The organism is Clostridioides sp. ES-S-0010-02 (assembly GCA_020641055.1).
In the GTDB taxonomy this organism is placed as follows: domain Bacteria; phylum Bacillota; class Clostridia; order Peptostreptococcales; family Peptostreptococcaceae; genus Clostridioides.
In genome coordinates, this window is the sequence record CP067345.1 from 1,566,081 (window position 1) to 1,579,088 (window position 13,008).

The following is a 13,008-nucleotide window of genomic DNA, read 5'->3' on the forward strand; positions in this document are numbered from 1 at the left end:
TAAATTTTTAATGCATATGTTTATATTTTTACTTATTAGTTATTTGGTTTATACATGTAGAAATACATATTTATATTCAAAACTGTTATTTTAAAGGTTAGTATATATAGTAAGATTATTTATTTTAATAGATAAAATAATGGATAGAAAAATTTGTACTGTTGAATAAGTCACTAGGTTTTACTATAAGTGTAGAAATAGTTTTAATGTAATAAATATAAGTTTGTTTTATCTTATATGAATAAATATATAAATTAATTTTAATGGGAGGTAAGATTGATATGAAAGAAAAAATAATACAAGTTGCGGATTTAAAGAAAGAAAAAATTTTGGAGCTATGTCAATCTTTGTATGATGAACCAGAAATTGCCCTACAAGAGTATAAATCTGCTAAAAAAATATCAAAATTTCTAATAGAAGAAGGTTTTGAGGTTGAGGAAAATTTGGCAGGTATGGCAACAGCTTTTAAAGCAACAAAGAAAAATGGCGATGGTCCAAGAATAGCATTTATAGCAGAATACGATGCTCTTCCAGGTAATGGTCATGCATGTGGCCATCATTTGATAGCTTCCATGGGAGTTGGAGCTGGAATAACTCTTGCAAGTATACTAGATACTTACAAAGGAGAGGTAAGTATAATTGGGACACCAGCTGAAGAAACTGGGGATGGAAAACCTTACTTGATAGAACATGGTGTATTTGATGGTTATGATGCTGCAATGATGATACACCCAAACTCAAAGACTTGTGTAACTCCAGAAATTATAGCAATAGGAGGATTAGATTTTATATTTACTGGGAAAGCATCCCACGCAGGAGCTAAGCCATATAATGGAATAAATGCTTTGGATGCAGTAGTGTTATTATATAATAATGTAAATGCATTGAGACAACAATTGGTAGATGGAACTAGAATACATGGTATCATACTAGAAGCAGGAACTGCTGCAAATGTAATACCTGACATGGGGAAAGTAAGACTAGAAATACGAGCAAAAGAGCAAGACTACTTTGACGAGGTGGTTGAAAAAGTAAAAAATTGTGCTAGAGGAGCTGCAATAGCTACTGGCTGTGAACTTGAATTTTACCATTTTGAGCCAACTTGCCAAGGCTTAAATGCAAACAAGGTTTTAACAGGTATCTTTACAAACATTATGGAGGAATTTGGTATATATGATGACGATGAGCAGGTATTATTAGGTTCGACAGATATGGGAAATCTTAGTCAAATTATGCCATGTATACATCCTTTGATAAAATTCTCTGAAAATGGTGAAGAACTACATACAAAAGAATTTTTAGAAGCAGCTATAAAGCCATATGCAAAAGATAGAGTAATTGATGGAATAAAAGTATTAGCTTTGACAGGATTACGTTTATTTGAAGAACCAGAATTACTAAAAAAAATGAAAGAAGAGTAAATTCTAACAAAGGGGATTAGGCTATGACTAATAAGAGTAAAATCAAAAAGAAAAAATTAGCATTCCCGGATGCATATGTTTTGATGATAGGTTTAATTATATTTGCAGCCATAATGACCTACATTGTTCCTTCTGGAACATATAATAGAGTTGAAGATTTAAATACTGGAAATATGATTGTGCAAGCTGGAAGTTTTACATATGGAGAACAACATCCTGTCAGTATAATGGATGTATTCAGAGCTATACCAAGCGGGCTTGGAAAAAATTCTGTAACAGTTTTTTTTGTACTTATTATTGGAGGTGCATTTGGTATAGTAAATTCTACTGGCTCACTAGATGCCCTAATTGGTGGAGTTATCTCCAAAAGTAAAGGAAGTAAAAAAGGTGAGATTATAATTACATGTCTAGTATTGACTTTTGGACTAGCTGGTGGAGTTGTAGGAATGTATGAAGAATGTATTGCATTCTTACCTATATTGATGACCTTATGTATTGCTTTGGGATATGATGCATTAGTTGCTTCAGGAATTTTATTGTTAGGGCTTGCATCAGGTTATGGTTCAGCTACTATTAATCCTTTTACAGTAGGATTAGCACAAGGTATTTCAGGTTTACCACTTTTTTCAGGTATGTGGTTTAGATGGATATTTTGGATTTGTACAATGATTTTACTTTCTACATATATAATTTTTTATTGTAAAAAGATAAAAAAAGACCCAAGTAAAAGTTTGGTGTCAGACATTGATTATAGTCACTGGCAAATTGATGAGTCTTCTGTCGGGGATAAGTTATCTTCTGGAAATATTAGAGTATTAGTTACATTCTTTGGAGGAATACTGGTTCTGATGATACTGATTGTAAAATTTTCTTTAGGAATGTCGGATTTATCAGCTTATTTCTTTGCTCTAGGAATTTTATGTGGAATAGTCTATGGTATGAATCCAAATAAAATTGCCTCTGGATTTGTAAAAGGGATGCAAGAGATGGTATATCCAGCTATTTTGATAGGATTTGCATCTAGTATAGTAGTTATATTAGAACAAGGAGTAATTTTAGATTCAATAGTTCATGGATTGTCATTAGTGTTAAATTATGTTCCTAGGATTTTTAGTGGAGGAGCAATGATGATTATGCAATCTGTAATCAATTTCTTTATACCTTCAGGTACAGGTCAAGCTATGGTAACTATGCCACTTATGGCTCCACTTGCAGATGTTATTGGAATACCTAGACAAGTTGCAGTTTTAGCTTACCAAATGGGTGATGGATTTGCAAATGGAATAGTACCAACGCTAGGCGTTCTTATGGCTGGAATATCTATTGCTCATATCCCTTATACAAGATGGTTTAAATTTGCATCAAAGATAATACTTATGGAATTAGCTTTAGGATTTATATTTTTGATGATTGCAGTACAGATTAATTTAGGTCCTTTTTAAAGTGTTAAAAAATACATTTATATAATTTTAAAATAAAATATATTGGGATTGAACATATTAAATTATAAAATTTATAATATAATAAATTACATTTAAGTATAGTCTCTAAAATAAAAGGTGAACTTTATATAGTTCACCTTTTTGATTTACTTTTTTAATTTATAAAAAAAGTTTTTAAAAAGACTTGACCTGAAGTTAACTTAAGGTTGTATATTAAAAAAAGATAATTATAAGGAGTGTGATGCTTATGACAATTAAAGAAGCCTCAAAACGTACTGGAATATCAGTCGATAATTTGCGTTATTATGAAAGGATTGGTTTGATTCCACCTATTCCTAAAAATAAATCTGGAATTCGTGATTATGATGAACGCGCTATTCATTGGATTGAGTTTGTGATGAAGTTTAAAAAAGCAGGTGCTTCTTTAGAAGCTATTATTGAATATGTACGACTTGCATGCTCTGATGATGATACAAAGGAAGTACGTAGAGAAATATTGGTGGAAGTAAAGGAAGATTTGACTACACAGATTAGTAAACTTCAAGAATGTTTAGATGTTGTTGAGTATAAAATTGAAAATTACTATAACCTGTGTGACCCTGTAACACAAAAAATGGTTAAGGAGTGGAAAGAAAAGCATGAATATAAAAAATAATGCTTGACCTTAAGTTGAGTTAAGGGAATACAATATAAAAAATAAAATAAAAGAGGTAATTATATATGAAAAAAGATTTAGGTTCTGTAATAGGATTATATCCTACACCATTAGTAGTAGTTGGAGTAGTAATTAATGAAAGACCTAACTGGATGTTAGTAGGACATTTAGGTATTATTGGACATGACCATATTATGGTAAGTTTAGCAAAATCACATTATACGAATAAAGGAATTAAAGAAAGCAAAGTGCTTTCTGTAAATATTGTAGATGAGTATATGTTGTCAAAAGCAGATTATGTTGGTTGTGTAAGTGGAAGTAAAATTGATAAATCAAAAGTATTTGAATACGAAATAGGTGATGAAGGTGCACCACTAATAAAAGAATCAAAACTAAACATGGAATGTTATGTGGATGATATTTATGAAACAAATGGATTTGAAAATTTTATCTTAAAAATAAGTCATACATATGCAGCCGAAGAAATTTTAAATGAAGAAAGCAAAATCGATTATGATAAATTAAAACCAATTTTATTTGAAATGCCTGGATATACATATTTAAAAACAGGAAATACATTTGCTAAATGTATGACACTTAGAAAGAATGAAGGGGAATGATTATAATGCACTAGTAAAACAAGCCCAACAAGAAATACAAAAAGGTATTATGCCTAGTATTAAAAAAACATCATATGATTTAAATGATATAGAAACTTAAATAATCCTATATAAATCTGGTACTTATTAGACCTTTTAGATTTGTTAACTTATCATAGCAAAAAATATCATGAAAGGTTATAGCTCTGATGATAAAATTAAATACAAGATATATGTAGGAGGAAACAATATGGAGACTTTAAAAGTAAGAACTTTCGAATTATGTGGTACAAATTATGAAATAGGGTATGAGTTAGGAAAATCAATTGTAAATATACCAGAGTTGATAGGTGAACAAATTAATAAATCTAATGTTTTAACTAAAGAAGAAGAAAATCATATGGTGGAGTTATTTGATAAATATTGTCCAGGGCTTAATGAAGAATTACAAGGTTTTGCTGATGCTATTCATGTAAATCAGAATCAAATTTTATACTATACTATGACATATCTTAGACCAGGTTGTAGTCAAGTTGCATTAGCACCAGAATTAACTGAAAATGGTCATGTACTATTTGCACGTAATTTTGACTTTTCACACAAGATGGAGGATTTTGTATTATGCAAAACTAAGGTAGCTGGTAAATACGCACATATTGGGACTACAGTAATGCAGTTTGGTAGAACTGAGGGAATGAATGAATGTGGTTTAGGTGTGAGTCAGTCATCTTGTGGTTTACCTGTAGGTAATTCAGAGGGACTGAGAAAGCCAGCTGTTGTAGGTTTACAATTTTGGGCTGTTATTAGATATTTGTTGGAAAACTGTAAGGATGTAGAGGAAGCATTGGTATATATAGAAGACATGCCAATAGCATATAATATTAATTTATTGATTGCAGATAAGTCTGGAAATATTGCACTTGTAGAAACTTTAGATGGAAGAAAAGACATAAATAGAATAAATAAGGCAGAAAGTGAAAGGGAATCATTTTTGCATTCTACAAATCATGTCCATATTGAGGAACTTCATAAACTAGAACCACAATCAATGAGCAATTCTATTCATAGATATAAATTAATTAAAGAGTATATAGAAAGTTCTAAAAAGATTGGAGAGAAAGATTTAATTAATTTATTGACTTCAAAATATCCACAAGGTCTATCTTGTAATTATTATAATGATTTTTTTGGAACTTTAAAAAGTATAGTTATGGACCTAACTATGGGAAAATTTAATATTTTATGGGGTGGATTGGAAGACAATGGTTGGAATAGTTACTATTTAAATGATAACTTTAAGTATACAACACAACTTGTAAATATAAATATAGAGAAATCACCATCAGATTTTTTTAAATTAATTGAATAAGAAATACTCTGATTATCCTATGTAGTTATAGTATACAAAATAAAATGAAAGTACTAAACAATGTTGAATTGTTTATGATATTTTAGTATAGTAAACAAAATAGTGTTACTTGAAATATTATAATACTTGAGAATATTAAAGCGAATAGGGGGATAATCTTGGATTACTTAAAGTATTTTGAAAAAGCTATAATATATATTGAAAATAACTTAAAAGAAGATATAAGTGTAAATGATGTAGCAAAAGAATCTGGATACTCTTATTATCATTTAACACGTTTATTTAAGTCTATGTTTGGTGAGAGTGTAGGAAGTTATATAAAAAAAAGAAGATTAGTTAATAGTTCTAAAGAACTTTTATACAGTGATAAAAAGGTACTAGATATAGCAATTGATAGTGGTTTTGAATCTTCAGAAGCATTTAGTAGAGCATTTAAATCTATATACAAGGTCAGTCCCATAGAATATAGAAAAAATAGAATAGATGTATTTGTTGGAAAGAAGAAAAAATTAGAATTAGATTTTATGAAACATTTAGTTGAAAATGTAACAATCAAACCAGTTATAAAAGAGATAGATTCAATAAAAGTAATTGGTATAAAAGAAAAAGTAACACTAGAAGATGAGTCATTACCTAGTTTGTGGGAAAAATTTAGAGAAGTATACAATATGGTGCCAAACACTTTGCCATCAAACAGAGCATTTGGAATTTGTGAAGCAACTCCACAAATACATCTACTTAGTGAAACTATGGAATTTAACGAAATAATAGGGCTTGAAGTTAGTAGCTATGAAAATATACCAAGTTTATTTGTTTCAAAAAATATTGATGGAGGAAAATACGCTGTATTCACTCATACTGGTAGCTTGGACAAGCTAGATAAAACTTATGAATATATATGGGGAACTTGGTTCTTAAGCACAAAGGAAAAAATTGATATAAGAGATGATTTCGAGATATATGATGAAAGATTTTTAGGACCTGATAATGTAGATTCACAGATTGATATTTGTATACCTATAAAATAACTGTAGATAAAACTAAAAATAAGTTGAAATAGAAAATAGATGCTCAGAAAAGAGCATCTATTTTTTTATTTATAGTAGCTATCGACAATTTCGATAATAAAATAAATAAAAACAAGTTCTTAAATTTCTAAGAAAAATTTAAAATATAGTCACAATAAAATTTGTATATTTCTGAAAATTCTAATTAGTACAACTTTTTCCTTTGCAAAGTTGAAAAAAGATGTATTAATTTATCAAAAATATTATATTAAAATGATATTAATCAAAGAAAAACATTTATAATAATAGTATATCTTACAGAAAAAGGATGCAATTTGTAGAATTAAAGCTAGTCAATAAAATTAAAAATTTAAAGAAATTATAGGGAGGTTATAATCTTATGGAAAACGTTATTACAGGTCTAAGTAAAGGTGCAGAGTGGTTTATTGGTTTATTTCAAAAGGGAGGAGAACAATTTGTAGGTCTTATATCAGGGACTCTTCCAACATTAATCGTTTTAATGGTAGCTATTAACTCATTGATTAAAATAGTTGGTGAAGAAAGAGTAAATAAATGGGCTTCTAAACTTGGAAGAAATGCTTTTACAAGATATACTTTGCTTCCATTAGTGTCAGTATTTTTCTTAGGAAATCCTATGTGTTATACATTTGGTAGATTTCTAAAAGAGGAACATAAAGCAGGATTTTATGATGCAGCTGTTTCATTTGTACATCCAATTACAGGACTTTTCCCACATGCAAATGCAGGAGAACTTTTTGTATGGCTAGGTATTTCAGCAGGTTTAACTACATTAGGTAAGGAAACAACTACATTAGCATTATGGTATTTTATAGTTGGTCTAATTGTGATTTTTATAAGAGGTGTAGTAACAGAAAAAATGTACGCATTTTTAACAAGAAAAAATAAAGCAACAAATAAGGCTTAGGAGGGGTTTAAAATGGATGCAAATAGAGTATTAAAGATAGAAAAGGGAACTTCTGGTTGGGGAGGACCTTTATACATAAAAAAAGAAGCAACTAGAAATAAAATATTGTCAATGACTGCTGGTGGTATTCATGAAGTGACATTAAAAATAAAAGAATTATTGGATTGTGAGGTTATAGATGGATTTAAAACTGGGATTCCTGATGAAGAGGTGGCAGTAGTTATTATTGATTGTGGTGGAACAGCAAGGTGTGGGGTTTATCCAAAGAAGAAAATACCTACAATTAATGTAAATCCAGTGGGAAAAACAGGGCCTTTAGCAAAATTTATAACTGAAGAATACTATGTATCAGATGTTAATATTAATTGCATAAGTATTTTAGATGGTGAAGAAACACAAAAAAAATCTCAAGAAAATAAAAATGAAAGTCAAAGTTCTATTAGAAAGCCTGATAATTATAATGAAGTAAAATCAAAAGCTCAAGAAGAATATGCGAAGAAAAACATAATACTTTCTATTGGGCAAGGAGCAGGACAAGTAGTATCAAAGTTTTATGATGCGGGTAGAGATACTATCCAAATGATAATGAATAATGTAATACCATTTATGGCATTTGTAAGTATGCTTATGGGAATTATTTTGGCATCTGGGTTAGGTGATTGGATTGCAAAGGTAATATCACCACTTGCAGGAAACATTGGTGGTTTGTTAGTTATATCAATAATTTGTACACTTCCATTTTTATCACCTATATTAGGTCCTGGAGCAGTTATAGCACAGGTAGTAGGTACTCTTGTAGGAACACAAATTGGTCTTGGTGCAATACCAGCATATTTAGCACTTCCTGCTTTATTTGCAATAAATGGGCAAGCTGGCTGTGACTTTGTCCCAGTAGGATTAAGTTTAGGAGAAGCAGAACCAGAAACCGTGGAATATGGAGTACCAGCATTATTTTACTCTCGTTTAATAACTGGGCCAATATCTGTAATTATTGCGTATGGCGTTGCAATATTTGCATTAAGATAGTATTTTATGTTGTTATGAGATTTAAACTTAATTAATAAAATTGTAAATGTAAACTTAAGCTAGTCAAAATTTTAGTTAATGAAAGACTAGCTTTTGTAGTATTAATTAGGAGTGATTATTGATTTGGATTAATACTAAATTTTCCTCTAGCAAAGTGAAATTTTATGTATTAATTTGGTTTCAAGTTTGTACTAGAATGAAATCAAGGAGGAGATGCAAAATGAATGTAACTGAGAAAATTCCTTCTATTGACCGTAAAATATTCAAGATATTGATTATGTGTAGTAAAAAAGAGTTTGTAAGTATTGATTCAATAGCAGACGAATTGAATGTTACAACCAGAAGTGTCAGAACATATATAAAGCAATTGAATAAAGATTTAGGAAGTAACATAGCAATAATAAAATATATAAAAGGTCAAGGCTATAAACTAGAGATAAAAGATAAGCAAATACTCAATAAGATTATTGATGTGAATAAAAAAAGTGTATTTTCATTAAATTCAAAGGAAGAGAGGGCAGAGTTTATACTAAATTATTTGATAGAACTAGATGGATTTATTACACTGGATAGTCTAGCAGATGAGATGTGTATAGGAAGAACTACGCTAGTAAATGACTTTCAATATGTAGAAAAGGTATTAAATTCTTATAATTTGAATTTAGTAAAAAAGCAAAATACAGGAATGAAATTGCATGGTAGTGAACTTGATATTAGGTTACTTATATTAAATCAGTTGTATAAAGATTCAAGAAAAGATTTAAATAATTCTAAGTACTTTAAATGTATCAAAAAAGAAGAAATTGCAAGTTTAGAAGAAGAATTATTGACTTTATTTAAAAATAATAATTTTTATGTTACAGATGAAATGCTCAGAGAAGTTTTTAATTACATAGTAGTTTTGATGTATAGAGTAAAAGAACAGAAGATAGTAAAAGAGTATGATGTAAAATTTGATTTACTTAAGTCATATGATGAGTATCTTATTGCTGGGGAAATAAAGAATATTTTATCAGAAAAATTTGAATATATTTTAAATGATGAAGAAATTATTTATTTAACTATACCATTAGTAAGTGGAAATGCACCAGCATCAGAATGTGCTTTAAATAGTAGTAGAATAAATAAAAATATTGATGATTTAATGGAAAGCATATTCAATCAGATATATGTTGATATGGGTATTTTTATAAATGAGGATGAGTTAAGGGTAGGACTTGGATATCATCTTAGTTTTACACTGAACAGGCTATTATTTAATATAAAATTAAAAAATGTATTGTTAGAAGAAATCAAACAAAACTATATACTTCCATTTAAGCTGGCACAAATAGCAGGAAAAGTAATAGAGAAAAAATATAATCTAGAAGTTTCTGAGGATGAAATTGGTTATATAGCAATTCATTTTAGTGGATACTTAGAAAGAAATAGTAGTAGATTTTATTCAATTAAGAAAATAGCAATTATATGTGGGACAGGTCTTGGAACAGCAAAACTATTAAAAATAAGAGTTGAAAAATTGATAGGAAATAATCCTAAAATTGATACTCTTTCAAGTTTTAATTTGAGAAACATTAATTTAGATGAATACGATATAGTTTTTACAACTATTGATTTAGATACATCAAATATAAATACAATAGTATTAAAAATCAATACAATATTTGATGAAAATAAATTGAGGGAACAATTAAAGACCGTATTATGTTTAAGAGAAGGCAACATAGATACTACTGATTCTCCAAATTTACTAATAAATAATTTGTTAAATGAAAATAAATTTATGATATTAAATGAAAAAACGATACTTGATTCATTAGAAAAAATGATGGACAATCTTATGGATTTGGGATGTATTGATGATAATTTTAGAAAAAATATAATCAAAAGAGAAGAAAAATCTCCTACAGTTTTTGATAAAGGTTTATTATTTCCTCATGCTGTAAATGAAAAGTCAGATAAATTTTTAATGGCAGTTGGGGTTTTAGAAGAGCCAATATTTTATGCAAATAGAAGTATAAAAATAATACTTATGACAATGTTTCCATGTGAGGATAAGGTGGATTCAGATTTATTGGTAAAGATTTATGAAGAAGTTTTAAAGATAGGACAAAATGTAAAATTAACAAATAAGATAAGTAAATGTAGAAGCTTTGTAGAATTTAAAAAAGTATTGATTGAGAATATTATATAGGTTTTGTATAGGACTAAAAAAACAAATTAATTTATGAAAGGTGTGTAAATATGAAACTACTTATAATTTTATTTGTTGTTTATGTTTTAAATACTTTGTTTGTAATGAATCAGAATAAACTATATTTCAAAGCCTTAAATAAAGCTAAAAAAATGGGCGATATAGTGTCTACAGGAAAAAAGAAAAGTTATTTTTCTAAAGGAAGTATAGCTATTATATCTTCAGATTCAGAGGGATTTATAAAGTGTGGAGAAATTTTAAAAGGTCGCACAGTGATGGCTAAGTTTAAAGAGATTGAAGATATAAAAGGATTGGACATATATAGTGCAGAGCAAAAATTTAAAGATGAAGAAAGTATTGTACAAGCTATAAAATTTATAAAAGAAAAAATAAATGTTTCTTTTAATTAATCTAATATAAATTATCAGGAGGGATATCATGAAGTATGAAGTTAAGATAAGTGGGATAGGCAGTTTAGTTGAAGAATTAATAAATGAAAGCAACTGTCTTATTATATACGATGAAACTATTAATGATGAAGATTTGAAAGATATATCTGTAATTCATTCAATATCAACATTAAAAAGTAATGTTGAAATAGGGGATACACTTACAATAGGAAATCGAGATTATTGTATAGTTTCAGTTGGTGATATTGCTCAAAATACTCTTAGAGAAATTGGTCACTGTACAATTAAATTTGATGGAGAAGATAAAGTAAATTTACCTGGAGAAATACATGTAGAAATTGGAAAACCAGATATAAAGATTGGAGATTTAATAACTATTTATTAATTTGAAAAATAAAATTATTATAACAGGAGGAATTGATATGTTAGATTTAAACAGAAAACTTGCAAAGCTAGAAGAAGAAGGTAAAAAAATAAAAGTAGCTCTTATAGGTGCTGGTCATATGGGTAATGGAATGGTAAGTCAAATGGTAAATATGAAAGGAATGGAAGCATCTATTGTTGTAGATATAAATCTAGAATTAGCTCGTAAAGCATTTACTGATGCAGGTATAGAAGAAGAAATCATAGATAATGTAACAAATGAAACAGATGCAGAATTAAAATTACAAGAAGGAAAAGTATTAACATGTAATGACTTTCTTGTGGCTTGCAAAACAAAGTCAATAGATGTAGTTATAGATGCAACAGGAGGTATTGCAATTGGTGCAGAAATAGCACTAAATGCTATTTTAAATAAAAAACATATAGTAATGTTAAACGCTGAAACTGATTGTGTTGTTGGTCCAATACTTAAAAAATTAGCAGATGACGCAGGAGTAATATTTACAGGTTCTGCAGGAGATGAACCAGGGGCAGTAATGGGTCTATTTGATTTTGCAGATGCAATGGGATTTGAAGTTAGAGTAGTAGGTAAAGGTAAAAACAATAAACTAGATTTAGACTGTAATCCTGATACTGTAAAAGAAGAAGCAGAAAGAAAAGGAGCTTCACCTCATATGATAGCTTCTTTTAAAGAAGGTACTAAAACAATGGTAGAAATGGCTTTAATGTGTAATGCAACTGGATTTGTACCTGATGTAAGAGGTGGGCATGGTATTGAAGCTACAGTTAATGAAGTACCTAAGAAATATGCATTAAAAAGCGAGGGTGGAGTATTAGATAATTATGGTGTAGTTGATTTTGTAAATGGTATAGCACCTGGTGTTTTCGTTGTAGTTGCTCATAAATTAAAAGCAGTTAATGATGAATTAAAATACTTAAGTATGGGTGATGGACCTAATTACATATTATATAGACCATATCATTTATGCAGTTTAGAAACTCCTTTATCAGCAGCAATGGCAGTTTTAGAGCATAAGGCTACAATAGTGCCTAAAGCTGGATTAGTTGCAGAAGTTATGACTATAGCTAAGAAAGACTTGAAAAAAGGTGAGTATATGGATGGATATGGTGCATATACATGCTATGGCACTATAGAAAAATATGATGTTGCAAAAGAAATGAATGCTGTACCTATTGGTTTAATCAGTAAAAAGACTAAAGTTATTAAAGATATTAAAAAGGGTGAAGTTATAACATATGATATGGTAGAGATAGAAAAAGATACTACTTTATATCATTTAAGACAATTACAAGAAAAAATATTTGGATAAAATTTATTGTATAATAATATAATATAGATGTTATTTAAAAGAGGGTTGATGGTTATTTTAAAATCAGCCCTTTTAAATTTTTTTATATTTTTTGAGAGAGTGTTTTGATAAATCTTATTTTATAGTTTGTTTACAGTTAAAAATCTTACTAGTAGGTTTAATTTAAATTAATTCTGCAATTTTATATTCATATTTAAGATAATATAATTAAAAATTTTAATATA

The 13,008-nt window shown here is 28.7% G+C and carries 12 protein-coding genes; all 12 read left to right on the plus strand.

The window, feature by feature from the left end:
- Positions 1-281: 281 nt before the first annotated feature.
- The 12 genes from JJC01_07250 to JJC01_07305 all read left to right on the plus strand — a co-directional run bounded on the left by JJC01_07250 (position 282) and on the right by JJC01_07305 (position 12,784).
- Entirely contained in the window at positions 282-1,421 is a 1,140-nt protein-coding gene (locus tag JJC01_07250; GenBank protein UDN59645.1) for a M20 family metallopeptidase, read from the plus strand.
- A gap of 23 nt (positions 1,422-1,444) precedes the next feature.
- Positions 1,445-2,863: a YfcC family protein gene (locus tag JJC01_07255; GenBank protein UDN59646.1), complete on the plus strand. Its 1,419-nt coding sequence runs from the start codon at positions 1,445-1,447 to the stop codon at positions 2,861-2,863.
- A 247-nt stretch (positions 2,864-3,110) separates the two neighbouring features.
- Complete coding sequence (locus JJC01_07260) at positions 3,111-3,518, plus strand: MerR family transcriptional regulator (protein ID UDN59647.1); 408 nt, start codon at positions 3,111-3,113, stop codon at positions 3,516-3,518.
- Between the two features lie 65 nt (positions 3,519-3,583).
- Positions 3,584-4,138: a flavin reductase family protein gene (locus tag JJC01_07265; protein UDN59648.1), complete on the plus strand. Its 555-nt coding sequence runs from the start codon at positions 3,584-3,586 to the stop codon at positions 4,136-4,138.
- A gap of 229 nt (positions 4,139-4,367) precedes the next feature.
- On the plus strand, positions 4,368-5,486 hold the full coding sequence (locus JJC01_07270; GenBank protein UDN59649.1) for a linear amide C-N hydrolase: 1,119 nt from the start codon (positions 4,368-4,370) through the stop codon (positions 5,484-5,486).
- Positions 5,487-5,644: 158 nt separating this feature from the next.
- Positions 5,645-6,514 (plus strand): AraC family transcriptional regulator, encoded by an 870-nt coding sequence (locus JJC01_07275; GenBank protein UDN59650.1) that lies wholly within the window; start codon positions 5,645-5,647, stop codon positions 6,512-6,514.
- A 379-nt stretch (positions 6,515-6,893) separates the two neighbouring features.
- A complete protein-coding gene (locus JJC01_07280) occupies positions 6,894-7,439 on the plus strand; it encodes a PTS glucitol/sorbitol transporter subunit IIC (protein ID UDN59651.1) in 546 nt (181 codons plus the stop codon).
- Between the two features lie 12 nt (positions 7,440-7,451).
- Positions 7,452-8,465: a PTS glucitol/sorbitol transporter subunit IIB gene (locus JJC01_07285; GenBank protein UDN59652.1), complete on the plus strand. Its 1,014-nt coding sequence runs from the start codon at positions 7,452-7,454 to the stop codon at positions 8,463-8,465.
- A gap of 220 nt (positions 8,466-8,685) precedes the next feature.
- A complete protein-coding gene (locus tag JJC01_07290; GenBank protein UDN59653.1) occupies positions 8,686-10,659 on the plus strand; it encodes a BglG family transcription antiterminator in 1,974 nt (657 codons plus the stop codon).
- Between the two features lie 50 nt (positions 10,660-10,709).
- Positions 10,710-11,069: a hypothetical protein gene (locus JJC01_07295; protein UDN59654.1), complete on the plus strand. Its 360-nt coding sequence runs from the start codon at positions 10,710-10,712 to the stop codon at positions 11,067-11,069.
- Between the two features lie 28 nt (positions 11,070-11,097).
- Positions 11,098-11,454, plus strand: a complete 357-nt coding sequence (locus JJC01_07300) for a PTS glucitol/sorbitol transporter subunit IIA (protein UDN59655.1) — start codon at positions 11,098-11,100, stop codon at positions 11,452-11,454.
- Positions 11,455-11,491: 37 nt separating this feature from the next.
- Positions 11,492-12,784: an NAD(P)-dependent oxidoreductase gene (locus tag JJC01_07305; protein UDN59656.1), complete on the plus strand. Its 1,293-nt coding sequence runs from the start codon at positions 11,492-11,494 to the stop codon at positions 12,782-12,784.
- Positions 12,785-13,008 lie beyond the last annotated feature (224 nt).